19 protein-coding genes are annotated in these 25,060 nt (G+C 74.6%); 12 read left to right on the top strand and 7 right to left on the bottom strand.

The features are described from left to right. Window positions 1–61: 61 nt before the first annotated feature. Window positions 62–643 carry a dCTP deaminase gene (dcd, locus tag ELX43_RS15985; protein WP_127784276.1) on the top strand — a complete coding sequence of 194 codons (582 nt, stop codon included), beginning with the start codon at window positions 62–64 and terminating at the stop codon, window positions 641–643. Between the two features lie 112 nt (window positions 644–755). Here the strand turns inward: dcd and ELX43_RS15980 are convergent, their stop codons facing one another. The 3 genes from ELX43_RS15980 to ELX43_RS15970 form a co-directional block, all read right to left on the bottom strand. Continuing rightward, window positions 756–1,571, bottom strand: a complete 816-nt coding sequence (locus tag ELX43_RS15980; protein WP_127784275.1) for a mycofactocin-coupled SDR family oxidoreductase — start codon at window positions 1,569–1,571, stop codon at window positions 756–758. Between the two features lie 191 nt (window positions 1,572–1,762). Then, window positions 1,763–3,547 carry a bifunctional diguanylate cyclase/phosphodiesterase gene (locus tag ELX43_RS15975; protein ID WP_127784274.1) on the bottom strand — a complete coding sequence of 595 codons (1,785 nt, stop codon included), beginning with the start codon at window positions 3,545–3,547 and terminating at the stop codon, window positions 1,763–1,765. After that, on the bottom strand, window positions 3,531–6,656 hold the full coding sequence (locus ELX43_RS15970; RefSeq protein WP_127784273.1) for an EAL domain-containing protein: 3,126 nt from the start codon (window positions 6,654–6,656) through the stop codon (window positions 3,531–3,533). Before ELX43_RS15970 ends, ELX43_RS15975 begins: the two co-directional genes overlap by 17 nt. A 187-nt stretch (window positions 6,657–6,843) precedes the next feature. Here ELX43_RS15970 and ELX43_RS15965 point away from each other — a divergent pair, with 187 nt between their 5' ends. The 11 genes from ELX43_RS15965 (at window position 6,844) to ELX43_RS15915 (ending at window position 20,144) form a co-directional block, all read left to right on the top strand. Continuing rightward, window positions 6,844–7,293, top strand: a complete 450-nt coding sequence (locus tag ELX43_RS15965) for a holo-ACP synthase (RefSeq protein ID WP_346773857.1) — start codon at window positions 6,844–6,846, stop codon at window positions 7,291–7,293. Continuing rightward, complete coding sequence (locus tag ELX43_RS15960; protein ID WP_241249314.1) at window positions 7,290–7,556, top strand: acyl carrier protein; 267 nt, start codon at window positions 7,290–7,292, stop codon at window positions 7,554–7,556. The genes ELX43_RS15965 and ELX43_RS15960 overlap by 4 nt, the downstream gene beginning before the upstream one ends. 1 nt (window position 7,557) lies before the next feature. Continuing rightward, the gene (locus tag ELX43_RS15955; protein ID WP_127784271.1) at window positions 7,558–8,706 is read left to right on the top strand and encodes an acyl-CoA dehydrogenase family protein; all 1,149 of its coding nucleotides are present in this window, start codon (window positions 7,558–7,560) and stop codon (window positions 8,704–8,706) included. Further along, entirely contained in the window at window positions 8,703–9,659 is a 957-nt protein-coding gene (locus tag ELX43_RS15950) for an amino acid--[acyl-carrier-protein] ligase (protein ID WP_127784270.1), read from the top strand. Before ELX43_RS15955 ends, ELX43_RS15950 begins: the two co-directional genes overlap by 4 nt. Window positions 9,660–9,664: 5 nt before the next feature. Continuing rightward, complete coding sequence (locus tag ELX43_RS15945) at window positions 9,665–10,642, top strand: DUF1839 family protein (RefSeq protein WP_127784269.1); 978 nt, start codon at window positions 9,665–9,667, stop codon at window positions 10,640–10,642. Next, the gene (locus tag ELX43_RS15940) at window positions 10,639–13,116 is read left to right on the top strand and encodes a glycosyl hydrolase (RefSeq protein WP_127784268.1); all 2,478 of its coding nucleotides are present in this window, start codon (window positions 10,639–10,641) and stop codon (window positions 13,114–13,116) included. Before ELX43_RS15945 ends, ELX43_RS15940 begins: the two co-directional genes overlap by 4 nt. After that, on the top strand, window positions 13,113–14,822 hold the full coding sequence (locus tag ELX43_RS15935) for an alpha/beta hydrolase (protein ID WP_127784267.1): 1,710 nt from the start codon (window positions 13,113–13,115) through the stop codon (window positions 14,820–14,822). Before ELX43_RS15940 ends, ELX43_RS15935 begins: the two co-directional genes overlap by 4 nt. Before the next feature lie 123 nt (window positions 14,823–14,945). Continuing rightward, window positions 14,946–16,445: a hypothetical protein gene (locus ELX43_RS15930; RefSeq protein ID WP_127784266.1), complete on the top strand. Its 1,500-nt coding sequence runs from the start codon at window positions 14,946–14,948 to the stop codon at window positions 16,443–16,445. Continuing rightward, window positions 16,442–17,551 carry a glycosyltransferase gene (locus ELX43_RS15925; RefSeq protein ID WP_127784265.1) on the top strand — a complete coding sequence of 370 codons (1,110 nt, stop codon included), beginning with the start codon at window positions 16,442–16,444 and terminating at the stop codon, window positions 17,549–17,551. Before ELX43_RS15930 ends, ELX43_RS15925 begins: the two co-directional genes overlap by 4 nt. Further along, window positions 17,548–18,687 carry a glycosyltransferase family 4 protein gene (locus ELX43_RS15920; RefSeq protein WP_127784264.1) on the top strand — a complete coding sequence of 380 codons (1,140 nt, stop codon included), beginning with the start codon at window positions 17,548–17,550 and terminating at the stop codon, window positions 18,685–18,687. The genes ELX43_RS15925 and ELX43_RS15920 overlap by 4 nt, the downstream gene beginning before the upstream one ends. Beyond that, window positions 18,684–20,144: an oligosaccharide flippase family protein gene (locus ELX43_RS15915; protein WP_127784263.1), complete on the top strand. Its 1,461-nt coding sequence runs from the start codon at window positions 18,684–18,686 to the stop codon at window positions 20,142–20,144. The genes ELX43_RS15920 and ELX43_RS15915 overlap by 4 nt, the downstream gene beginning before the upstream one ends. A 144-nt stretch (window positions 20,145–20,288) precedes the next feature. Here ELX43_RS15915 and ELX43_RS15905 read toward each other — a convergent pair whose 3' ends face one another. The 4 genes from ELX43_RS15905 to ELX43_RS15890 all read right to left on the bottom strand — a co-directional run bounded on the left by ELX43_RS15905 (window position 20,289) and on the right by ELX43_RS15890 (window position 25,051). Next, window positions 20,289–21,527 carry a cellulase family glycosylhydrolase gene (locus tag ELX43_RS15905; RefSeq protein ID WP_241249312.1) on the bottom strand — a complete coding sequence of 413 codons (1,239 nt, stop codon included), beginning with the start codon at window positions 21,525–21,527 and terminating at the stop codon, window positions 20,289–20,291. A gap of 197 nt (window positions 21,528–21,724) precedes the next feature. Then, a complete protein-coding gene (locus tag ELX43_RS15900) occupies window positions 21,725–22,891 on the bottom strand; it encodes a beta-galactosidase (protein WP_127784261.1) in 1,167 nt (388 codons plus the stop codon). 145 nt (window positions 22,892–23,036) lie between these two features. Continuing rightward, a complete protein-coding gene (locus tag ELX43_RS15895) occupies window positions 23,037–24,122 on the bottom strand; it encodes a glycosyltransferase family 4 protein (RefSeq protein ID WP_127784260.1) in 1,086 nt (361 codons plus the stop codon). Continuing rightward, window positions 24,119–25,051, bottom strand: coding sequence for a glycosyltransferase family 1 protein (locus ELX43_RS15890; RefSeq protein WP_241249965.1), 933 nt, complete (start codon window positions 25,049–25,051; stop codon window positions 24,119–24,121). Before ELX43_RS15890 ends, ELX43_RS15895 begins: the two co-directional genes overlap by 4 nt. Window positions 25,052–25,060: the final 9 nt, after the last annotated feature.

Raw genomic sequence — 25,060 nt, 5'->3', positions numbered from 1 at the left:
CACCACGGCGGGTCCCGTGGCGGTGGGCCGGGGGATACCCGGCGTCGACTACGCTCGCGTCGTGCTGCTCTCTGATCGTGACATCCGGGCCGAGATCGACGCAGGGCGTCTGGGGCTCGACCCCTACGACCCGGCGATGGTCCAGCCCTCCAGCGTGGACGTGCGGCTGGACCGCTTCTTCCGGGTCTTCAACAACACCCGGTACACCCACATCGATCCCGCCCAGCAGCAGGACGAGCTGACCTCGCTGGTGGAGGCCGAGGGCGACGAGCCCTTCGTGCTGCACCCGGGCGAGTTCGTGCTGGGGTCGACGCTGGAGACGTGCTCGCTGCCCGACGACCTGGCCGGGCGGCTGGAGGGCAAGTCGTCGCTGGGGCGGCTGGGCCTGCTCACCCACTCCACCGCGGGTTTCATCGACCCGGGGTTCAGCGGGCACATCACCCTGGAGCTCTCCAACGTGGCGAACCTGCCCATCACGCTGTGGCCGGGCATGAAGATCGGCCAGCTGTGCCTGCTCAAGCTGTCCTCGGCCGCGCAGGACCCCTACGGCAGCGCCGCCGCCGGCTCCCGGTACCAGAACCAGCGCGGCCCTACCCCGTCCAAGGCGTACCTGAACTTCCACAAGGTCAGCACCCAGCGCTGACTGGGGGCGTCTGCAAGTACGCCCATCCCCGCGCTTGGCGCGTCTGCAAGTACCACCTACTCAGCACGGCGGCCCCGCACCCTCCACGGTGCGGGGCCGACTGCGTGCGGGGCTAGCGGACCAGGTGGCCGAGGTCGACGGGCAGCTGGATGCCGGTGACGTGCCGGGCCTCGTCGGAGGCGAGCCACGCCACCGCGTTGGCGATGTCCTCGGGCTGGCTGATCGGGTCGGACAGCGCGTTCATGAACATCGGTGCCAGCGTGTGCGCGTGCTCGGCGATGTAGGGCGTCATGTCGGTGGGCCGCATCCCGCTGTCCACGCCGTTGGGGTGCACCGTGTTCACCCGGATGTTGTGCTGGCCCAGCTCGTTGGCCATGGTCCGGGCCAGCCCGACGATGCCGTGCTTGCTGGCCACGTAGTGCCCGACGAAGGGCAGCCCGCGCAGGCCCGCCACCGAGCTGGTGAAGATCATGCTGCCGCCGGTGCCCTGCTCGAGCAGGATCGGGATGGCGGCCTTGGCGGTGTGGAAGACGCCGGTGAGGTTGATGTCGATGGTCTCCTTCCACTGCTCGGCAGTGATCTCCCAGGAGTTGGCGGCGGAGCAGACCCCGGCGTTGGCGATCACCACGTCCAGGCGGCCCAGCTCGGCGACCCCGGCCTGCAGCGCCGCGGACAGCCCGTCGAAGTCCCGGACGTCGGCCTCGGTGGCGATCATCCGCCGCCCGGTGGCCTCCACCAGGCGCACGGTCTCCTTGAGGTCGGCGGAGGTGGCGCCCTCGTAGATGGTGGAAGGCAGCTTCTCGCAGATGTCGATGCCGATGATGTCGGCGCCCTCCTCGGCCAGCCGCACCGCCTCGGCACGTCCCTGGCCGCGGGCGGCTCCGGTGATGAAGGCGACCTTGCCGGTGAAGCGCTGCATCGAGGGCATGCGGGGTAGACCTTTCGCGAGACGGCGGGTGCAGGTGCCGGCTGCGAGCTCGCCGGGCCCTGGCGGACGCTACGCCGGGGCCTGGGCGGGCCTGGGGCGCTTCCCGCTCGGTGGGACAGGTCACACTCGACGGATGACCTCGGACAACCCGGCCGGGACAGCCGGGCCGGGACGGGGCTCGCCACGGGAGGTCAGACCGGGGTGGCCACGTCCGAGGTGGTGCGCCCGAGCAGGGCCACCAGCTCGGTGGCGGGCATCGGGCGGCCGTAGTAGTAGCCCTGCGCCATCGGGTAGCCCAGCTCCGCCAGCGTCTCCGCCTGGTAGTCGTCCTCCACGCCCTCGGCGATGACCTCGATCGTCAGCGCCTTGGACAGCGCGGCGATGGCGGTGAGCACGGCGGGGACGGGCTCGCCGCGCTGCAGCGTGGAGACGAAGGCGCGGTCCAGCTTGAGGAAGTCCCGTGGCAGGTCGTCCAGGCGGCTCAGCGAGGAGTACCCGGTGCCGAAGTCGTCGATGGCCACGCGCACGCCGAGGGCGCGCAGCTGCTTGAGCAGGTTGACCGCGTGCACCGCGTCGGGGACCAGCACGCTCTCGGTCACCTCCAGCACCAGCTGCTCGGCCGGCCAGCCCGTGCTGGCGAGGACGTCCTGCACCCCGTGCAGGTAGCGCGAGCTCATCAGCTCCAGGCCGGAGACGTTGACGTTCAGCCGCAGCGCCACCCCGGTGGCGTCCTGCATCCAGGCCGCGTCGGAGCAGGACTTGCGCAGCACGTGGTGACCCAGGGCGTGGATGCAGTCATCGCGCTCGGCGATGGCGATGAACTGGTCCGGGGTGATGCCGGGGTAGCTGCTGCTGCGCCAGCGGGCGAGCGCCTCCATGCCCACCACCACGCCGGTGCGCAGGTCCACGACCGGCTGGTAGTGCACGTCCAGCGCCCCGGTCTCCACCGCGGCGCGCAGCTCCACCGCCACCGGTGAGCGGCGGGTGCGCTCCACCACCACCCGGCTTCCGCCGTCCTTCTTGGCCCGGTACAGCCCGGCATCGGCCCGGCCCACCAGCAGCGACGCCGACTCCCCGGCCTGCCAGGTGGTGACGCCCGCCGAGCAGGCGTGCTGGGGGAGTGCAGCGCGGACCTGCTCGACCACCGCGGCGGCCTCCTCCTCGCCGCAGCCGAGCAGCAGGGCGAACTCGTCGCCGCCGAAGCGGGCGATGGCGTGGTCGGGTCCGACGACCTCGCGCAGCACGGTCGCAACGGTCTGCAGCACCGCGTCGCCGGCGGCGTGCCCACCGGTGAGGTTGACCAGCGAGAAGCGGTCCAGGTCCAGCAGCGCGAGGGTGAGCGGCTGGCCGGTGAGCCGGGCCTTGTCCACCGCGGCGCGCAGGTAGCGGTCGAAGCCGCGGCGGTTGTGCAACCCGGTGAGGGTGTCCACGTCGGTCTGGTCGGCCAGCCGCATCAGCCAGTGCTGCAGGTACCCGATGATGACCACGATGGCCGCGACCACCAGCCCCGCCCAGCGCTGGGTGTCCCCGTCGGCCCAGGTCACCCCGATGCAGGAGGCCACCGCGCTGAGCAGGTGCACCACCACCCACCAGCGGGAGAAGAAGAACACCACCGCGGCCACGAAGACGTTGCAGCACAGGATGGAGATGGCGGGTGCACCGCCGCCGCTGGTGTGCGCCCCGACGCCCAGCAGCAGCACGCCCAGGGAGACCAGCGGGTTGAACGCTGCTCGGCGCAGCCGGTCGCCGCACAGCAGCAGCGCGGTACCCACCACCACCGCGACCCCCGCCACCACGTACAGGGTGCCGAGGGAGGCGGCCTGGTTGTGCGGGACGAGCGCGGCCAGGCTGACCAGCAGGCCACCGGCGGAGAAGAGCAGGCCGAAGGCGCGGGCCATCACCATCGGGGTGGCGATCACCGGGTGTCGGCGCTGTCGCCGGTGCCAGGCGCTCGCGGAGTCAGGCCAGCGGGGCACGGCTCACCTCCTGGGCGCTGGGGCGCAGGTGCCCCACGAGGAAGGGCCGCCCCAGCTGGTCGGCCACGTGGTACAGGCTCAGCTCGCCGTGCACCGAGTTGCCGTCGGCGTGCAGCAGCACCAGCCCGACGCTGATCTCGGTGCCGCCGCCGGTGCGGGCCTGGCGCAGGTGCGCGGCCACCTCGTCGTGGGTGTCCGGGTGCACCAGCTCGTGCAGCCGCAGGCCGACCAGCTCCGCCGCGCCCCGGCCCAGCAGGCTGGCCAGCGCGGTGTTGGCCTGCAGCACCGTGCCTTGCGGGGACAGCGCGAGCGCCCCGTGCGGCAGGGCGTCGAACGCCCGGCGCAGCAGCTCGGCGCGGTTGACCAGCGCGGTCTGGGCGTGCACCCGGTCGGTGACGTCGACGGCGGTGGTGGACAGCCGGCGCAGCCCGCCGGTGCCCGGCTCGCGGATGGGCCGGAAGGCGACGTCCACCCAGGCCACGCTGCCGTCCTTGCGCACCAGCGGGTGGGTGCGGGTGCGCTCGGCGGCGGCCAGGTCGCCGGAGGCCAGCTGGTCGCGGTGCGGCTGGGGCACCAGGTCCAGGGCACGGGTGCCCATCAGCTCGGCGGGCTGGTAGCCCAGCAGCTCCACGCAGTCGGCGGAGACGTAGGTGATCAGGCCGTGGTCGTCCAGCAGGGTGGTCAGGGTGCCGGCACCGTGGCGCTGGGTGGGCCCGGCGGTGATGAGGTGGCGCACCGCCCGGTCACGCGTGTCCAGCAGGGTGGCGCTGACCGGCCCGCCGAGCAGGTGTCCCTGCGCGACGTCGCAGCCCAGCGCCGCCAGCTGCTCCAGCTGGGCGTGACGGTCCACGCCCTCGGCGCACACCCGCAGCCCCAGCGCGTGGGCGGCCTCGATGATGAGCCGGGTCAGCACCGCGTCGGTGGGGCTGGTGTCCACGTGCGAGACGAGGTCGGCGCCGATGTGCACGCAGTCCAGGGGCAGGTGCCGCAGCAGGGTGACCGAGGAGTGACCGGCGCCGTAGCCGTCCACCGCGATCAGCACGCCCTGGGCCTGCAGCGTGTGCAGGGTGTCGGCGACGGTCTCCTGGTGCGCGCTGGTCCCGGTCTCGGAGACCAGCAGGCACAACCGCTCGGCGGGCAGCCCGGTCTCCTCCAGCGTCGCCATGACCAGCGCGGGCAGCGCCGGGTCCTCCAGCTGGGTCGGGCGCACCCGCACGCTGAGCACGGCGGCCTCGGTGTCGTCCAGGCGGGCCCGCGCGGCGATGTCGCCGCAGGCCTGGCGCAGCACCCACTCGCCCAGCGGGCCGATCAGCCCGGTGCGCTCGGCCAGCGGCACCAGCTGGTCGCTGGGCATGGCCTGGCCCGGGTGCTGCGGCCAGCACGCGCCGGCAGTCACGCCCTGCACCTGGCCGCTGACCAGGTCGACGCTGGGCTGGTACTGCATCGTCAGGGCATCGGTGTCCAGCGCGTCCTGCAGGCGCCGGCCGGCGGCGGGGTCGTCGGCCCAGCGGCGGTTGCGCGAGCTCACCGGCGGCTTGATGCGCTCGGTGTAGACCTCCGCCCGTCCGCGGCCGCGCGACTTGGCCCGGTACATCGCCAGGTCCGCCTGGTGCAGCAGCACGTCCAGCGGCGGCGGGTCCTGGTGCGCGGTGGGCACGGTGGTGACACCCACCGAGGCGCCGATGGTGACGAGGTGGGTGTCCACCAGGAACGGCTGTGCCGCGGCCCGCACCACCCGCTCGGCCACCGACAGCGCCTGCTCGGTGGTCAGCGGCTCCACCATGAGCAGCGCGAACTCGTCGCCGGCCAGCCGGGCGGGCACGTCGTCGGGACGGCAGGACTCGCGCAGCCGACGCGCGAACTCCACCAGCACCGCGTCGCCCACGGTGTGCCCGTAGTCGTCGTTGACCGACTTGAAGGAGTCCAGGTCGATGTAGAGCAGCACCGGGTGCACCGCCTGTGCGGAGTCGGCGGAGCGGTCGGGGGCGGCGGGAGACCGGGTGAGGTGGGCGGTGCGCTGCTCCAGCAGGCTGCGGTTGGCCAGGCCGGTCAGCGCGTCGCGCAGCGCAGCCTCGGCCAGCTCGGCGTTGACCCGGGCCAGCTCACGGGCGGCGCTGGACTCCTCGACGACGGCACGCAGCAGCTGCTCGCGCAGCAGGGCGGTGGCCAGCCCGGTGTCCGCGCTGAGGGCGAGCTGCTCGGTGAGCGCCCGCTCGTGGTTGGTGAAGCCGCGGGGTGCGGCGTCGCTGTGGGCGACGGTGAGCAGCGCGGCGGCGGGCTCGCCCACGGCGACCGTCAGGTACGAGCAGATCCCCGCGCTGGGGTCGAGCGGGTAGCCCAGCGGGTTCTCCGTGGCGTCCTGCACGCAGGTCGGCAGCTGGTGCCGGTGGTCCCACTGCCGCCGCATCACGTCGTCGAGCAGCGCGGTGTCCAGGGTGAGCCCGGGCGGCCCGGACACGCGCAGCCTGCCGTCGGGCAGCCAGATCACCGCTCGGGCGCATCCCAGGGCCTCCCGGGACACGTCCGCCACGGCGGCGAGCGCGTCCTCCACGCTGCTGGTGGGCCCGCTCCGGTCGCTGAGCACGCGCCGAGCGGTGAGGATCTCCAGCTCGTCGGCCAGCGGCTTGGCGGCGGGCACCTCGCGCACCTGTCCGGCGGCGGCGCCGGCGATCTCCACCAGCTCCACGTCGGTGCGCTCCAGCAGCGCGGCGTGCGGGTCGTCGGTGCCGAACACCACGACCAGGTCGTCGCTGAGCCGCACCACCACGGCGGCCCGGGCGAAGTAGGGACCAAACACCCGCTGCGGCCGGGAGTGGTGGAACACCCGCACCGCGCCGACCGCCAGGTGGCGCTCCAGCGGGTCGCTCCGCGGGTCCAGCCACAGCCCGCCGGCCCAGCGCTCGCCGGCGCCGACCCCACCGACCAGGCGGAAGCGCGGCTCTGCGGACCCAGCGCCGTGCTGCGAGGTCCCGCGGCGCAGGACGAGCAGGTCCTGCGCCCCGAGCACGCCGGCGAGCCGGTCCAGCGCGGCGGTCTCGGCGACCGCCTCCAGGCGCAGCGCGCGCGGCACCGTGCCCGCGGAGGACGGCGCTGCGGACGAGGGGCCCATCGGAGTCTCCTGTGCTTGGGACAGCTGCTGGGTCCAGCGTCGTCGCGGCTTTACCCTCAGTAATCGGCCGGGTGTCGCGAAAGTGAAGCGCGGTGCGCCCCGCGACAATTCACCGATCTCAACCCTATAGTCAGGGCGGGGCAGGGGTGGTTTCGGACATCGGGGGCGGGCTGAGGTGCAGTGTCGAGTGGGGTGCGACCTGCAGTCGGTCGGCGAGGTCGCCGACAGCGTCGCCACCTTCGGCAGGCGCTACCTGGACCGGGTCTACACCGCCGGTGAGCTGGCGGCCTCGGGCGAGCGCCCCGAGCGCCTGGCCGCCCGCTTCGCAGCCAAGGAGGCGGTGGCCAAGACGTTGCGCACGGCCGACGCCGCGCTGCCCTGGCCCAGCATCGAGATCGTCAGCGATCCCGGCGGCTGGTGCGGGGTGCGCCTGAGCGGACCGGCGGCGGCACTGGCGCGCGCCCAGGGCCTGGGCGAGTTCGAGGTGTCGCTGTCGCACACCAGCGAGCACGCGATGGCCGTGGTGCACGTGCCGGTTCGCTCAGGACGGGACGCACCCGTGCCGAAGGAAGCAGGGACGGCACTGGTGGTCCAGCAGGACGACCAGCACGAGCGCAAGGCGGAGGACCAGCTGTGACGGCGGACGAGCAGATCGCGGACGAGCAGATCATCGTGGACGTGCTGCGCGAGCACGGCAAGGTGCCGATCTCCAGCGCGGGCGTGGATCCCGACGCCGACCTCTACGCGCTGGGGCTCACCTCGCACGCCAGCGTCAACGTGATGCTCGCGCTCGAGGACGCCTTCGACATCGAGCTGCCGGACCGGTTGCTGCGCAAGTCCACCTTCGCCAGCGTCGGGGCCATCCGCAGCGCCGTGCAGGAAGTCCGCGGGGCTGCCTGAGATGGGCACTCCCACCGACGCCGCCAGGTCCATCGCCGCCACCGTGGTGCGCGAGCACGCGGAGGAGGTGGACCGCGACGCCCGCTTCCCCCAGGAGGCGGTCACGGCGCTGCGCGAGGCTCGGCTGATGTCCTGCGCGGTGCCGGTGGAGCTGGGTGGGGACGGCTGCTCGCTGGGCGAGGTCGGTGCCGTGGTGCAGGCCCTGGGGGAGCACTGCGCCTCCACCGCGATGATCTTCGCGATGCACCAGATCCAGGTGCTGTGCCTGGTGCGCCACGGCGGCACCGAGGCGGCCCGCCAGCTGCTGCAGCAGGTGGTGCGCGAGCAGCTGCTGCTGGCCTCGGCCACCACCGAGATCGGCATCGGCGGCGACGTCCGCTCCAGCAGCTGCCACGTCGCCGACGGCCGTGCCGGCCGGGTGGTGCTGACCAAGAACGCGCCGGTGATCTCCTACGGCGAGCACGCCGACGTGGTGCTGGCCACCGCCCGGCGCAGCAGCGACAGCCCGCCCAGCGACCAGGTGCTGGTGGTGTGCCCCCGGGCCGACCTGCGCCTGGAGCCCACCGGCACCTGGGACACGCTGGGCTTCCGCGGCACCTGCAGCCCCGGCTTCCTGCTGCACGCCGACGTGCCGGCCGAGCTGGTGCTGCCCGAGCCCTACGCCGAGGTGTCGGCGCAGACCATGCTGCCGGTCTCGCACGTGCTGTGGGGCCACGTGTGGCTGGGCATCGCGGTGGCCGCCACCGCCCGGGCCCGCCGCTACGTCCAGCAGGCCGCGCGGCGCACGCCGGGCACCGTGCCCCCTGGCGCCGTCCGCCTGGTGGAGCTCACCGCGCTGGTGCAGCAGCTGCGCGACCTGGTGACCGGCGCCGCGCAGCGCTTCGACGACGCGCCGCTGGGCTCGGACGTGCTCACCAGCATCGGCTTCGCCGTGGCCATGAACAACCTCAAGGTCACCGCCTCCGGGCTGGTGGTCGACGCGGTGGGCCAGGCCATGCTGATCTGCGGCATCTCCGCCTACCGGGAGGACAACGAGTTCCGCCTGGGCCGGCACCTGCGCGACGCGCACGGCGCCGCGCTGATGGTGAACAACGACCGCATCATCGCCAACAACGCCCAGCTGGTGCTGGTGCACCGAGGTACGTCATGACCCTGGATCCTGACCCGAGCACCACCGTCGTCGACGTCTCCGCGCTGGCGGCGGCGCACGGCGACTTCCGCACCGAGCTGGTGGGTGCCGGGCTGCTGGTGCCCACCTCCGTCCCCGGCCTCTACGGGCGCTCCGGCGTGTTCGAGGACGTGGTGGAGGGCATCGACGTGGTGGTCCGCGCCGCCGGTCCCGGTGCCGCCGCGGACCGCTACCGCTTCCCGCCGGTGTTCCCCCGCGACAGCTTCGAGCGCACCGACTACATCGCCTCCTTCCCGCACCTGACCGGCGCGGTCAACACCTTTGCCGGGGACAACCGCGCGCACGCGGCGCTGCTGGCTGCGCGCGCGGACGGGCAGTCCTGGGACGGCTGGCTCACCCCGGCCGACACCATGCTGGTCTCCGCCGCCTGCCACCCCGCCTACGCCATGCTCGCCGGCACGCTGCCGCCGGAGGGCCGGCTGCTGGACGTGCACGGCTACTGCTTCCGGCACGAGCCCGCCGTGGACCCCGCCCGCATGCAGGCCTTCCGGATGCACGAGTTCGTCACCGTCGGCACCGCCGAGCAGGCGGCGGCCCACCGCGAGCAGTGGATCGGCCGCGGCCTGCAGGTGCTGGCCGACCTGGGCCTGGCCGCCGAGGCAGTGGTGGCCAACGACCCGTTCTTCGGCCGGGCCGGGCGCATGCTCTCGGCCAACCAGCGCGAGGAGAACCTCAAGACCGAGCTGGTGGTGCGCCTGTACGGCGACCTGGACGCGGGCACCGCGGTGGTGTCGTGCAACTGCCACCGGGAGCACTTCGGCGCCACCTTCGGCATCAGCACCGCCGCCGGGGACGTCGCGCACAGCGCCTGCGTGGGCTTCGGCATGGAGCGCATCGCCCTGGGCCTGTTCCGCACCCATGGCCTGGACCCCCGCGGCTGGCCGGCGCCGGTGCGGGCCCGGATGCAGCTGTAGGCGTCATGTCTCCCGCCACCGCGCCCGACCTGCGGCTGCTGCCGCTGGACGCCGACACCTACCGCTGCCACCGGCTGCACGCCGGGGAGCGCGCCTGGTCGGAGACCAGCTGCTACGTGGACCTGTGGGTGGAGCTGCTGCACGCCCTGGGCCACGACCCGGTGCCCGCGCTGGCGTCGGTGCTCAGCGCCGACCACGACGGTGCACAGTGGACCTTCCTCAAGCCGGCCCCCGAGGACCTGCGCCGGCTCTACGGCATCGACGTCGACGAGCTCAACGTGTGGCGCAGCGTGCTCGAGCACGTCGTCCAGGCCCTCGGACAGGGCCGGCTGCTGACGGTGGAGGTGGACTCCTGGTGGCTGCCCGACACCGTCGGCACCACCTACCGAACCGAGCACGGCAAGACCACCGTGGTGGCCAACCGGGTGGACACCGCCGGGCAGGTGCTGGAGTACTTCCACAACGCCGGCTACCACCGGCTGGCCGGCGAGGACTTCCGCGGCCTGTTCCACCTGGACGGCACCGACCCGCGGGTGCTGGTGCCCTACGTGGAGCAGTTGCGCCTGGACCGGGTGCACCCGCCGGAGCCCGTTCAGGTGCGGGCGGTGGTGCGCGAGCACCTGGCCCGGCGCCCCGAGCGCAACCCGGTGGCCGCGCTGGGGACCTCGGTGCGTCGCGACCTGCAGTGGCTCACCGGCGGTGGGCTGGAGCTGTTCCACCGCTGGGCCTTCGGCGGCCTGCGCCAGTGCGGGGCGGGGGCCGAGCTGGCCGCCGACCTCACCACCTACCTCGGCGCCGAGGTGGGTGTCGCGGGCCTGGAGGCGGCCGTGGAGAGCTTCCACGCGGTGGCCACCGGAGCCAAGAGCGTGCAGTTCCGGCTGGCCCGCGCCGCGCGGGGACGGACGGTGAGCGTGGACGCGGAGCTGGACGCGATGGCCGCGCACTGGGCCGCGGCCACCACCACCCTGGCGGAGCAGGTGTGAGCACCGACCTGCTGGCCGACCGACCCTGGCGCTGCGCCGCCACCGCACCGGGCGCGGTGCTGAGCCCGGCGGAGCTGGCCGGGCTGGACCTGCAGTGGTACCCCGCCACCGTGCCGGGCACCGCCGCCGCTGCCGTGCGCGCCGCCGAGGGACGCGACGCCGCCCTGGCCCGCGACTACGACGCGCAGGACTGGTGGTTCGTCACCACCCTGGGCGAGGCGGTGGGTGCGGGCCCGTGGACGCTGCACGCCCTGGGCCTGGCCACCGTGGCCGAGGTGTGGGTGGACGAGTGCTGCGTGGCGCGCTCGGAGTCGATGTACACCACCACCACCGCCACGCTGGACACGCTGGCGCCGGGAAGCGTGCTGGCCCTGCGCTTCGCCGCGCTGCGCCCGCTGCTGGGCGTCTCCCGGCGACCCCGCGCCCGCTGGCGCAGCCTGCTGGTGGACGAGCAGAACCTGCGGTGGTGGCGCACCAGCCTGCTCGGCCGCGCCCCGCTGCTCACCGGCACCGCTGCGGTGGTGGGCCCGCACCGCCCGCTGACGCTGCACCGGCGCCCGGACCTCGAGGTGCTCAGCCGCGACCTGCACACCGGCGTGCGCGGCGACACCGGGGTGCTCGAGGTGCGCGCCCGGCTGCGCGGCGCGGAGCAGCTGCGCAGGGCCACCGTGCGGGTGGGGGCGCACCAGTCCACGGTGGACCTGGAGCACGTCGGCGACGAGGCGGTGCTGCACGCGGTGGTGGAGGTGCCGGCGGTGGCGCGGTGGTGGCCGCACACCCACGGCGACCAACCGCTCTACCCGGTGCACCTGCACCTGGGCGAGCGGGAGCTCGACTGGGGCACCGTGGGCTTCCGCGACGTGCAGGTTGGCACCGACGACGGCGGCTTCGCGCTGTCGGTCAACGGCGTGGCGGTGTTCTGCCGCGGCGCCTGCTGGACGCCGCTGGACCCGGTGGGCCTGAGCAGCGACCCCGACGCGCTGCGTGCCGCCCTCACCGCGGTGCGCGAGGCCGGGCTGAACATGCTGCGCGTCACCGGGACGATGACCTACGAGGAGCCGGAGCTCTGGCGGCTGTGCGCCGAGCTGGGCCTGCTGGTCTGGCAGGACGCCATGCTCGCCACCCTCGACCCGCCCGCCGAGGAGCACTTCGAGGCGCTGCTGCGCACCGAGGTGGAGCAGCTGTGCACCGCGCTGCAGGGCAACCCGGCGCTGGCCGTGCTCTCCGGCGGCAGCGAGACCGAGCAGCAGCCCACCATGCTCGGCCTGGACGCCACCCGTCGCTGCGTGCCCGCGGTGCACGAGCTGGTCCCGGCGGTGGCGCGGCGGCTGCTGCCCGGCGTGCCGTGCGTCAGCTCCAGCCCCTCCGGCGGTGCGCTGCCCATCCACGTGGGCACCGGCGTGGCGCACTACTTCGGCGTGGGCGGCTACCTGCGCCCGCTCACCGACGTCCGCACCGCCGGGGTGCGCTTCGCCGCCGAGTGCCTGGCCTTCGCCACCCCGCCCGAGGCCGCCGCCGTGGAGCGCGAGTTCGGCTCGGCCGCGGTGGCGGGGCACCACCCGCGCTGGAAGGCGGCAGTGCCCCGCGACCACGGCGCCTCCTGGGACTTCGAGGACGTCCGCGACCACTACGTGCGCACCCTGTTCGGGGTGCAGCCCGCCGAGGTGCGCCGCCACGACCCCGCGCGCTACCTGGACCTGGGCCGGGCCGCGGTGTGCGAGGCGGTGCAGGCCTGCTTCGAGCACTGGCGACGGGCTGAATCCGGCTGTGCCGGCGCGCTGGTGCTCACCCTGCGTGACCTCGAGCCCGGCGCCGGGTGGGGCCTGCTGGACTCCACCGGCGCCCCCAAGGCGCCCTGGTACGTGCTGCGGCGGCTCAGCGCCCCGGTGGCGGTGAGCATCACCGACGAGGGCCTGGACGGGCTGCGGGTGGACGCCTGGAACGACCGCCCGCACGACCTGCCGGGCGTGCTGGTGGTGACCGCGCACCAGCGGCTCGGGGCGCGCCAGGTGCTGGCCGAGACCGACGTGGTGCTGCCCGCCCACGGCAGTGGCACCTGGTGGGTGGACGCGCTGGTGGGGACGTTCCTGGACCTCAACCACGCCCACGGCTTCGGCCCGCAGACCTACGACGCGCTCACGGTGCAGCTGCGCACCGCGACCGGCAGCACCCGTGCGGTGCGCCTGCTCGGTGGCGCCGACCGTCCCCTGCAGACCGACGTGGGCCTGGCCGCCACCGCCACCCGCGACGGCGACGGCGGGTGGGCGCTGGAGATCAGCACCCGGGGCACCGCCCAGCACGTGCACGTCGACGTGGCCGGCTTCCTGCCCGAGGACTCCTGGTTCCACCTGGGCGCCGGGGACCGGCGGGTGGTGGCGCTGCGGCCGACGGGCCCGGACGCCCCGGCCCTGCCCGCCGGCACCGTGGGAGCACTCAGCTCGCTCACCGCTGCCCCCGTGGTGCTGCCGCGATGAGCGCCCACCCCACCTGGTTCGGGCCCGAGGCCGCCCCGTTGCTGGGCGTGCTGCACGTTCCGGACGACGCGACCGCCCGCGGCGCCGTGGTGCTGTGCCCGCCCCTGGGCAAGGAGCACACTGACTCCTACCGCGGTCTGGCCCTGCTGGCGCAGCAGCTGTGCGCCGCCGGCGTGGTGGTGCTGCGCTTCGACTACCAGGGCACCGGTGACTCTGCGGGCGAGCCGGCGGACGACTCGGTGCAGCGCTGGCTGGACAGCATCGCCACCGCGGTGGCACACGTGCGCTCCACCGGCGTGGACCACGTCGCGCTGGCCGGGCTGCGGGTGGGGGCGCTGCTCGCCGCTGCCGCCGTGGCGCGCTGCGGGGAGCTGGCCGGGCTGGCGCTGTGGGACCCGGTGACCAACGGCCGCAGCTTCCTGCGCCACCAGCGCACCCTGTACCGGCTGACCATCGGGGCCGACGTCGCCGAGGACGGCATGGTCTCGCTGCCCTTCACGCTGCTCGCCCCGGGCGCCGTGGCCGAGCTGGGCGGGCTGCGGCTCACCGTCCCGGAGCCCGCGGGCGGACGACCGCTGCCGGTGCTGGTGGCGGGCAGGCCCAGCGCCGCCGACGACCAGGCCCTGGCCGCCCTGGCCGCTCGCCCCGAGACCACCCGGATCACGGTGCACGAGCACGAGGGCTTCCTGGAGCCCACCACCTCCATCGTGCGCATCCCCGCCGACAGCGTCGCTGCCGTGGCCCGGTGGCTGCTCGGCGTGCTGCCCGCGCAGCGACAGCCGGTGGTGGCCCAGGCACAGACGTCGGCGGTGGTGGCAGTGACGCCGGACGGCACCGCGGTGCGGGAGAGCCTGCACCGACGTGGACCCCACCAGCTGTTCACCATCGTCACCAGCACCGACCACCCGCCGCGGCGCTCGCTGGTGCTCAACAGCCTGGGCTCGCACCACCGCATCGGGGCGGGTCGGATGCACGTGGACCTCGCCCGGTCGCTGGCCGCTGAGGGCGTGGAGGTGATCCGCTTCGACCGCAGGCTGACCGGGGACACCACCGAGGTGCGCGCCGACGAGCTGGCCCCGATGTACGCCCAGGTATGTGTGCAGGACGCCCGGATGGCGGCAGGCACGGTGCGCAGCGCCGCCCGGGACACGGTGGTGGCCGGGGTGTGCGCCGGTGGATGGATGGCCATGCACGCCGCGGCGGCCGGTGACGCCGGCACCGTGGTGGTGCTCAGCCCCACCATCTGGGGGCTGCGCAGCCAGGAGCGCTACCGGGAGGCGGAGCTGGCTGCCGCGCAGCAGAGCGGGCCGGACGAGCAGGGCCCCGCACCGGTGTCGGCCACTCGGCGGCACCAGGTCAAGCAGCTGCTGCGCCGCCGCCTGCCCTACCCGCTGTGGCTGCTGCTCGGCCGGGCCGGGGTGACCCAGGTGCCGGAGGTGGCCCTGGCGCGGCTGCTCCGGGCTGGAGTGGACGTCACGGTGGTGCTCACCCCGGCCGACCACACCTGGTTCGTGGAGCAGCGCGGTCCCGAGGGGCTGCGCCGGCTGCACCGTCGGGGTCTGCGGCCCCGGGTGGTCATCGGTGAGGAGGGCGACCACAGCCTGTTGCACCGCGGCATGCGGGAGCAGTCCGTGACCGAGGTCCGCCGCGCCGTGCTCGCTCACCTTCGCCGGCGGGACGCCGATGAGGACGCTGCACCGGTGTGACGGTGCGCCCCTGCCACGCGGGTCAGGCAGGCTGGCGCAGGTGAGTGGTTGCGCGACAGTGCCGCTCACCTGCAGTTCGCAGTAGGCTGCCACCGTGCCCACGGGGGGTCGCGAGGAGAGGGCGTGAGGGTGACAGCCACGACGGACGAGCGCGGGTCGTCAGCTGCTGCCCCCGGGGTGCCACCCACCCTGGACCTGGCGCAGCACTTCCGTGACCTGCGCAGCGTGCTGCTGCCGGCGCTGGTGGTCGCCGTGGTCTGCGCCCTGCTGGTGTTCCTCGGCCGCGGCATGGCGGCCGAGCGCTGGGAGGCCACCGTCACCGCGCGGGTGGACGCCCCCACCGCCAGCACGAGCAGCACCGACACCACTGCGCTGACCACGGCCTCCTACCTGGCCCTGGCCACCGATCCCGCCGTGCTGCAGCAGGCCGCCCAGGCCACGGGCGCCACCTGGCCCGCCAGCGAGCTCACCTCCCGGGTGACGGTGACCGAGGGGGACACCCCCGGCCTGCTCACCGTCACCGTGCGGGGCGACACCGCCGGGCAGGCCGCTGCCGTCGCCAAGCAGGTGGTGCAGGTCTTCGACGCCGAGGCGCGCAACACCGCCGCCGGGGCCGCCGCGGTCCAGGTGCGCCAGCTGCAGGAGCGCACCTCCCCGCTGTTCGACCGTCTGCAGGCGCTGGGGCCCAACGACCCGGCCCGCCCTGCCGTGGAGGCGCAGTACCAGGCCCAGCTGGCCCAGATCGGCCAGCTCGGGGCGGTGGCGACCGGTCGGCTGGTCGCGCTGTCCGCCCCGACCACCTCCGACGGCCCGGTGGCGCCGACCCCGGCCCGCGACGCCGCCCTCGCCCTGATCGCGGTGCTCATCCTGGCCGCCGAGGCCCTGGTGCTGCTGCGCGGCCGGTTCGGCCGGACGGTGTCCCGCCCGTGGGCCACCCATGCTGCGCAGTCCACCGGGGCGGAGCTGATCGACTGCACCGCGGGAAAGCACAGCGGCGCGGCGGTGCGGATCGAGATGATGGTGCGCCGCGAGCTGCGCGCCGGCGACGACGTCCTGGTGCTGTACTGCCCGCCGCTGGTCCCGGGCACGGAGGGCAACCAGGCCGCCGACGCCGCAGAGGCTGACGCCGATGCCGCTGGCGCCGCCGCTGAGCAACCCAGCGACGGGCGTGGTGCGCTGGTCCAGCTCTCCGCCGACGAGCCGTGGTGGCGCAGCACTCCGCTGGAGCAGGTGACGCTGGCCGTGGTGGTGGTGGAGCGAGGCGCCCGCACCCGCGCAGTGGTGCAGCGCACCCTGCAGGTGCTGGCCCAGTCGCAGGTGCGCACCGTCCTCAGCGTGGTGCGCCCCGGTCGGGCCGTCGCCGAGGTGCTGCTGGCCACCCAGCTGGCGGCGGCCCGGCAGGCCCCGGACCGGCAGGACCCGGACTGGCAGGACCCGGAGGGTCAGGAACCGGACTGGCAGGAACCGGAACTGGAGCCGGCCCGGGTGGACCCCCGAGACCACTCCGAGGCGCCCACCCAGCCGCAGGAGCGCGTGCGCGCGGACACCGACCCCGCCGCGCGGGCACGACGCGCTGCCGCCCGTCCTGGGCTGTCCCCGGACCGGGGTTCGCTGCGTTGGTGAGCACCCCACGGCTGGCCCTGGTGCACGAGCGCCTCACCGAGGTCGCCGGTTCGGAGAACGTGGTCGAGCAGCTGAACCGGCAGTGGCCGGAGGCGCGCGTGCACGTGCCCATCGCCCGACCCGAGGGCATCCCCGCCGGGCTGACCCACGCACCGGTGACCACCTGGCTGGACCGGCTGTACCGCCGCAGCGGGCAGGGCTCCTACGCGCCGCTGCTGCCGCTGCTGCCCGGCTCCTTCCGCCGGATGCCGCTGCGCGAGGCCGACGTGGTGATCACCAGCCACCACGCCTTCGCCACCCAGGTGGTGCACGCCACCGACGCCCCGGTGATCGCCTACGTGCACAGCCCCGCCCGCTGGGCCTGGCACGCCGAGCTGCGCGCCGGCGAGGCCGGTGGTCGCCTGGGTGAGCTGGCGCTGACCGCGCTGGCCGCGCGCACCCGCCGCCAGGAGCTCGCCGCCGCCCCCCGCCTGGCCCACGTGGTGGCCAACTCCACCGCGGTGGCCGAGCGCGTGCAGCAGTGCTGGAACCGCACGGCCGAGGTGGTGTACCCGCCGGTGAACACCAGCTACTACCACCCGGACCCGGCCGTGGAGCGCGAGGACTTCTTCCTGCTGGCCGGGCGGCTGGTGCCCTACAAGCGGCCCGACCTGGCGGTGCGGGCCGCCGAGGTGGCCGGGGTGCGGCTGGTCGTGGCCGGCGACGGCCGGTTCCTGCAGCGCTGCCAGGAGCTCGCCGGCCCGCGCACCACCTTCGCCGGCCGGGTCTCCGACGCTGCGCTGCGCGACCTGCACCGGCGCAGCCGCGCGCTGGTGATGCCTGGCGTGGAGGACTTCGGCATCGTCCCGGTGGAGGCCATGGCCTGTGGCAGCCCGGTGCTCGCCCTCGGCAGCGGGGGCGCGCTGGACACGGTCCTGCCGCAGGTGAGCGGTCAGCTGGTGGCGGCGGGCGGCGACGACCAGGTGGTGGCGGCCCTGGCCGAGGCGATGACGGGGTTCCGCGCCGGCGACTATGACCCGCAGGTCGTGCGCAAGCACGCGGAGCGCTTCTCCGAGGACGTCTTCCGCACGTCGATGCGCGACGTGGTCACCCGGGTGACCCGGTGAGCGATCCGGTGCGGGTGCTGTTCGTCAACGAGAACATCGGTGGCCACGTCACCGTGCACAACGCCATCCGGCGTTGCGTGCAGGAGCGCACGGACGTCGTCGCGGAGTTCCTGGACGCCCAGGACCCGCACCTGGCGGGCAAGCTGCTGCGCGCCCCGCTGCCGGGCCTGGCCCGCCTGGACCTGGACCTGCAGCCGCTGCGTGCCCAGCTGGTGCGCTCCCGCGGGGTGCGTCGCGCCCTCGCCGCCCGCCTGGCCCGCGGGGACGTCGACGTGGTGCACGTCTACACCCAGAACTGCGCGCTCACCTCGGCTCGCCTGCTGCGCCAGCTCCCGTGCGTGGTCACCACCGACAGCACCACCGCGCTCAACGCCTACCGCATTCCGTACCGCACCCCCACCCGGTTCACGCGGCTCACGGTGCGGGCCAGCGTCCCGGCCGAGCGGCGCGTCCTGGACGCCGCCGACCACGTCATCGCCAACAGCGCCGAGGCCGCCGACTCGCTGCGGCAGGTCTACGGCGTGCGGGAGCCGCGGCTGGAGGTGCTGCCCTTCGGGGTCTGGCTGCCCCCCGAGCCGGCTGAGCGGCCGGAGCGACGCCCCACCCTCGTCTTCGTCGGGCACAACCTGGAGCGCAAGGGCGGCAACCGGCTGCTGCGCCTGCACCAGCAGCACCTGCGGGACCGCTGCGACCTGGTGCTGGTGACCACGCAGCCGGTGCAGCCCGCGCCCGGGGTGCGGGTGGTCGCCGACCTCGCCGGCGGTGACGACCGGCTGTGGGAGGTGCTCGCCGGGGCCGACGTCATGGTCTTCCCCAGCACCATCGACCAGGCACCCAACGCGGTGCTCGAGGCGGCCGCGGCCGGGTTGCCGGTGATCGCGCACCCGGTGGCCGCGGTCGGAGAGATGGTCCGCGACGGGGTGACCGGGCTGCTGGTGCCGCCCGAGGACGACACCGCGCTGCTGGCGGCCATCACCAGCCTGCTGGACGACCCCGCTCGGCGCCGGGAGATGGGCCGCCAGGGCCGCCGGCACGTGGAGCAGCACTACGACATGCGGGTGGCGGTGGACCGGCTGCTCGCGATCTGCCGAGACCTTGCCGCCGCACCCCGTGCCGGGCGGGGCCACCCGGCATGAGCTCGACCACCGACCACAACCGCGCCGCGGTGAGCAACTCCGTCGCACTGGTGCTGAGCCGGGTGGTCATCGCCGCGATGGGGTGGCTGGGCAGCGTGCTGGTGGCCCGGGCGCTGTCGCCGGAGGCCTGGGGCCAGTACTCCTTCGTCTTCGGCCTGCTCGGGCTGTTGTCGATCATCACCGACCTCGGGGTCGGGCGGGTGGTGCTGGCCCGGCTGGTCGCCGACGACGAGCGCGAGGTGTCCCTGGTCGCCGGCTCCTACATCGCGCTCCGCCTGGTGCTCGGCCTGCTGGGCTACCTGGTGGGGCTGGGCTTCGTGCTGGCGCTGGGGTACCCGGGGGAGGTGGTCCGGGCGACCGCGGTGGCGGGCATCGTGGTGGTGGTGGCCACGCCCAGCCACGCGCTGACCGTGCTGTTCCAGAGCCGGCTGCGGCTGACGGTGGTGGCCATCGCCGAGTCGGTCGGGCAGGCGGTGCAGCTGCTGCTCACCGTGCTCGCCGCGGTGCTCGCCCCGACGCTGCTGATCTTCGTGCTGCCGGTGATCGTCAACGAGCTGGTCAAGATCACCTGGAAGCTGCGGGCAGTGCGCCGCGGCGAGGCCGGCCCGCTGCCCGCCCGGCACGTCGGTGCCCACCGCTGGCGAGCACTGCTGGTGGACGCGCTGCCGATGACGGTGGGTGCGGGCCTGGGCATGCTGCTGTCCAAGATCGACCTGCTGCTGCTCAGCCGGCTGGACACCTTCGACTCCGTCGGCCTGTACTCGGTGGGCTACAAGTTCGCCGACGTGCTCGACGTTGTCTCCTACGCGGTGATCACCCCGGTGCTGACGCTGCTGGTGCGGGCCTGGCCCGGTGACCTGGCGGAGTTCCGCCGGCGGGTGCAGGAGTCGGCGCTGGCGCTGGCGGTGCTCGGCGCGGTGAGCCTGGCCGTGTTCTGGGCCGCCGCGGAGCCCATCCTGCGGCTGCTCTACGGCGAGCGGTTCGGCGAGGCCGCGTTCGCCAGCCGGATGCTGGTGCTCGGCTCCTGCTTCGGGATGCTCACCTACCTGGGCTTCATGGTGGCGGTCTCGGCGGAGCGCCGCCGTGCGTACCCGTTGGTGGCGGTGGTCGGCCTGGTGGTCAACGTCGGGCTCAACCTGGTGCTGATCCCCCGGATGTCCTACGACGGCGCGGCCATCGCCACCGTGGCCACCGAGGCGCTGGTGCTGGTGCTCATCTGGACCGTGGCCGCCCGGGCGGTGCGCGGCCTGGTGCCGCTGGGCACGGGGCTGGGCCTGGTCGCGGTCACGGCGGCGGTGATCGGCCTGAGCGAGCTGCTGGTGGACGTGCTCCCGTGGCCGCTGGTGTCGGCGGGCAGCGGGCTGGTGGTCCTCGCGGCGGCCTGGCTGCTGCGGGTGCCGGTGGTGCGGGGCGCGCCGGCCTTCGTGCGCGAGCGCTGGACCGCGCGCCGCTCCTGAGCTCGGCCTGCTCGGACGTCGCTGGAGCGCACGACCCCCGAGGTCGTGCGCTCCAGCCTGGCCAGGCGGTCGGTGGTTGGGCCGGGCAGGGCGGTGTGGGTGGCGCCAGGTGTCAGCGGAACCAGGTGTCAGCGGAACCAGGGGTCAGCGGAACCAGGTGGTCAGCAGGGCCAGCAGCCAGCTCCACACCGAGGAGAAGAAGTCGGGCGCCGGGACGGCGGCCGGGGGCGCAGGCGCAGGCGCAGGCGCCGGCGCCGGGGCGGGGGCAGGGGTGCTCGGGGCCACGGCGCCGGTGTCCCGGGCGGCCTGCGACACCGCGGTGTAGGCGGGCTTGGCCGAGCGGTCGGTGCGCAGCAGCCCGAAGTTCTCCTCCAGGTCTGCGGTCCCGGTGCGGGAGTCGCGGATCTCGTAAAGGAAGGTCGGGCCGGTGTAGGACAGGCCGCGGGCGGTGGCCAGGCCGTCGGCGATGATCGAGGCCTGCTGCTGCTCGGTCACCGCGTTGTTGCCGGGGCCGGTGGGAGCGCCGAACTCGGTGAGCCAGATCTTCTTGCCGGCGTCACCCTTGCTGACCATCAGGTCGTGCACGTTGCGCAGCCGGTAGAAGGTGTTCCAGTTCGCCGTGGTCGGGTCGCTGGGCAGGGCCGGGAAGCTGTACGGGTGCACCGACACCGCGTCCATGTAGGGCTGGACACCCGCGTTGTACATCTGCTGCAGGAAGGTCACCGGCGAGGTCGAGCTGCCGTCCCGGCTGTCCACCGCGGGGGCCATCGACCCGGCGAGCACGGTGGCGCCCGGGGCGTTGGCGCGGATGGCAGTGGCGCTGGCCTTGACCAGCGAGGTGTAGAAGCCGGCGTCCACGCGCGGGGAGAAGAACGTGGCCAGGTTCGGCTCGTTCCAGATCTCCCACGCGGAGATGCGCCCGGCGAAGTGGGCGGCGGCCTGGCCGGCGAAGGTGCCGAAGGCCTCGGCGCTGGCCGGACGTCCGTGCGTGGTGCCCGCGGGCACCGAGGCGTCCTGGGCCCAGCGGGGGGCGTAGGTGGCGATGCCGAGGACCTGCAGGCCGCGGCTGCGGGCGGCGTCGACCACCCGGTCGGCGTTGGACCAGCTCTGGCGTCCCTTGGTGCCCTCGATGGAGGACCAGTCGATGTCCAGCCGCACCCAGCCCGCGCCGGCGGCGCGCATGGCGTCCAGGTCGGCGGCCAGCTGGTCGGCGGGCTCCCACATCAGGTCGCCCCCGCCGTTCATGCCGATGCTGCCGGCGGCGGGCACGGTCGCTGCACCGGCCGACAGGGCGGGGGCGGCGGACGCGGCTCCCGACGCCAGGGGCAGCACCAGGGTGGCGGCGGTGAGGGCGGCGGCGGCGAGGACGCGGAACCTACGCATAGTTGGTTCTCCACTACGTAGAGTGACCTCGACGGGTACGCCTGCGCCCGTGGAAATGTCAGGGAGTGACGGGAGTGAACTGGCCGTAAAGTTAGCCCTCGGCCCGTGTGATTGGCAACACCCGGTCAGAGTGAATAACTCTTAGTGACTATCGGCCGCTGCGCTGCTTTGTTGAGCGGTCCGGGGGAGTTGGACGGCTATCGCGGCCGGGTGTACTCCTGCACCACGGTGTAGGCCGCCTTGCGGGTGAAGTCGGTGCGGACCAGGCCGAAGTTGCGCACGCTCTCCCGGTGGCCGGTGTCCTCGTCCCGGATGCTGTACAGGAAGACCGGGCCCACGTAGCCCAGCTCCCCGGCGTAGCGCAGCCCCTCGGCGATGATCGCCGCCTGCTGGCGCTCGTCGATGCGGACCAGGTTCTCCCCGGCCCGGACCGTCCCGGTGGGGGCGCCGTACTCGGTGAGCCAGACCTGCTTGGCGGCGTCGTCGAAGCGGAGCATGGTGGCCCGCATGTACCGCAGCCGGTAGAAGGTGTTCCAGTCGGCCGTGGCCGGGTCCGACGGCTGGGCGGGAAAGCTGTACGGGTGCACCGAGACGGCGTCCATGAAGTTCTTGGCCCCGGCGGCGTACATCTGCTCCAGGAAGGTGGTGGGCGCCACGGCGGAACCATCCGGCAGGTTCTCCGCCGGTGCCAGGCTCCCCCCCAGCACGGTGGCCCCGGGAGTGGCCGCGTGAATGGCTCGGTGGCTCGCCCGCAGCAGCTGGGTGTAGGCCTGCACGTCCGGGCGCGGCAGGAAGAACTCCTCCAGGTTCGGCTCGTTCCAGATCTCCCACGCGGCGACGTCGCCGCCGAAGTGGCGAGCCGCCTCCCCGGCGAAGGCGCCGAACAGCTCGGGGTTTGCCGGCCGGACGTGGGTGCTGTCGTGGCTGCTGGCGGGGTCCTGGGCCCAGTAGGGGGTGTAGGTGAGGATGCCGAGCACCTGCAGGCCGTGCCCGCGCACGGCGCGGACCACCCGGTCGATGTTGGTCCAGTCGAAGCGGCCCTGGGTCGGCTCGATCTCGGCCCAGTCCACGTCGATGCGCATCCAGGTGGCGCCGAGGTCACGGGCGATGTCCAGCTCGCGGTTGAGCTCGGTGTTGGACAGGTAGGAGAACGGCGCCCCGGAGGACATGCCGACCGGAGGCCTCTCCCTCGCCGTCGGCGCCGGGTCCACGAGCGTGCGCCCGTCCGGGGTGGTGGCGGAGACCGGGGCGGACAGCGGCCCGGGGCCTTCCGGTGCGGAGCAACCCAGCACGGTGAGGACCACGGCCAGGGCGCAGACAGCCAGCCCCGGCCGTCGCACCCGCCTGCCTGCCGGTGCCGTCACGGCAGCGCCCTCGACATCATGCTCGTCCCCCGGTCGTCTGCGGTGCGCTGTCACTGTCTCCCCCGTCCGCACCGGCCCCGGCGTGCAAGCCTGGACTGGTCCACCTGTCTCCCATGCTATTTCGGCAGCGAAGTCGCGCCCCTGATCAGCTCGGCAGCAATTCGTCCAGCATCCGCGGCAGGGTGTGGCTGCGGTCGTGCTCGGCGGCGACCCGGGCCCGCCCGCAGCGGGCGGTCTCGGCGCGCAGCCCGGCGTCGTCCAGGACGCGGGTGAGGGCGGCAGCCAGGGCCGCCACGTCGCCGGGCGGCACCAGCAGCCCGGCCCCCTCGCGCAGCAGCTCGGAGGTGCCGCCGTGGTCGGTGCCCACCACCGGCACCCCCAGGCTCAGCGCCTCCAGCACCGACAGCGGGCACGCCTCCGGGGAGGTGCTGGCCGAGACGCAGACGTCCCAGCCCCGCATGGCGTCGAGCGCGGCGACGTGGCCGAGGAAGCGCACTCGCCCCGCCAGGTCGGGCTGGGCCGCGCGCCGGCGCAGGCCCTCGGCGTGGACGGCGTCGCCGGGAAACGCCCCGCCGGCCAGCTCCAGGTGCACCTCGGGCAGCTGGGCCACCGCCTCCAGCAGCACGGCGTGCCCCTTCCAGGGGGTGAGCAGGGCCAGGCAGCCGACCACCGGGGGGTGGTGCAGCGTCGTGGTGGGCACCGCGTCCACCGGCCAGCTCACCCCGTTGCCGACCACCTGCACCGGCAGGCCCAGGGCGCGCAGCGGCGTTGCGGTCGCTGTCGAGACCGCCACCACCCGGCGCAGCCCGGCTCGGCCGGCCCGGACCACCAGCCGCTGCTGGGCCTGGTGCACCGTGTCGTGCACCAGCCACGACGCGCCCCCGGTCGGGGCGGCCAGGCGCACCGCGGGCAGGGCCAGCAGGGAGTTGACCACGGTGCGAGCGCCCGGCCGGCGCACCGCCGGCCGCAGCACCCGCGCAGCCTGCGCCCAGCGCGCAGCCAGCCGGGCCGCCCCGAGCGCCCGGCCCCCACCCAGGCCCAGCGCGGGCAGCGGCAGGTGGGTGACGCCCGCGGGCCGCCGGGCTGCCAGCGGGCCCGGCGGGCAGGCCAGCGTCACGGGGTGTCCGCGCTGCACGGCCAGCTCCAGCAGGTCCAGCAGCACGCCCTCGGCGCCGGAGACGTTGGCGGTGGCGTTGACCAGCACCAGCGGTGCGGGCGCCGCGGCACTCACAGCCGCGCGCCGAGGTTGCGGTAGGCGGCGACGGTCTGGGCGGCGGTGCTGCGCCAGCTGAGCAGACCTGCGTCGGCCACCGCCCGCTCGCGCAGCTGCTGGCGGGCGGGCTCGTCGGCCAGCAGCGGGCGCAGCGCGGCCACCCAGGCGTCCACGGTGTGCCGGCGCACCAGCACAGCCCCGTCGTGCACCACTTCCGGCAGCGCGCCCACTGCGCTGGCCACCACGGCGCCACCGCAGGCCATCGCCTCCACCGGCGGCAGCCCAAAGCCCTCGTAGCGGGAGGCGTAGGTGACCACGGTGGCGGCCCGGTACAGGGCGGGCAGGTCGGCCACGTCCACGTAGCCCAGCCCGGTGCTGCCCGCGGGAGCGTCCGGCCCGGTGGACCCGGCCCCGGCCAGCACCAGCGGCACGTCCAGCTCCCGAGCGGCTGCAGCCACCAGCGCGACGTCCTTGCGGGGTTCCACGGTGCCCACCTGCAGCAGGAAGCGTTCCGGCAGACCGTGCCGCGCGCGCACCTCGCGGACCTGCTCGGGGTCGGGCACCCGTGCCCAGCGGGCCGGCGCCAGCGGGGTGACCACGCAGGTGCGGCCCAGCAGGGCCTGCACCCGCTCGGCGGTGAACGCCGAGACCGCCAGCAGCAGGTCCGCCCGGCCCAGCGACGTGCGCAGCAGGGCCCGCTCGCCGGTGGCCCGCACCCGGCTGTAGGCCTCGGGCACGTCGAACACCGACATGTCGTGCACGGTGGCCACCCGCAGCGCCGGGGTCAGCACGGGCAGGTCCACGTCCAGGGCGTGCACCAGGTCCACCCCGCGCAGCGGGGCCATGGCCATCGCGGCGCGCCGCGCCCCCGCGGCCACCGGCCGGCGCACCGGGTGCACCCCGGCGGGGAGCTCGCCCACCGCGTCGCGCTGCACCACGGCCGACAGCGCCGCGGC

The organism is Rhodococcus sp. X156, from assembly GCF_004006015.1.
Classification (GTDB): domain Bacteria; phylum Actinomycetota; class Actinomycetes; order Mycobacteriales; family Mycobacteriaceae; genus X156.
Note: the sequence above shows the minus strand (reverse complement) of the source record. Positions and strands in the feature narration are given on the sequence as shown.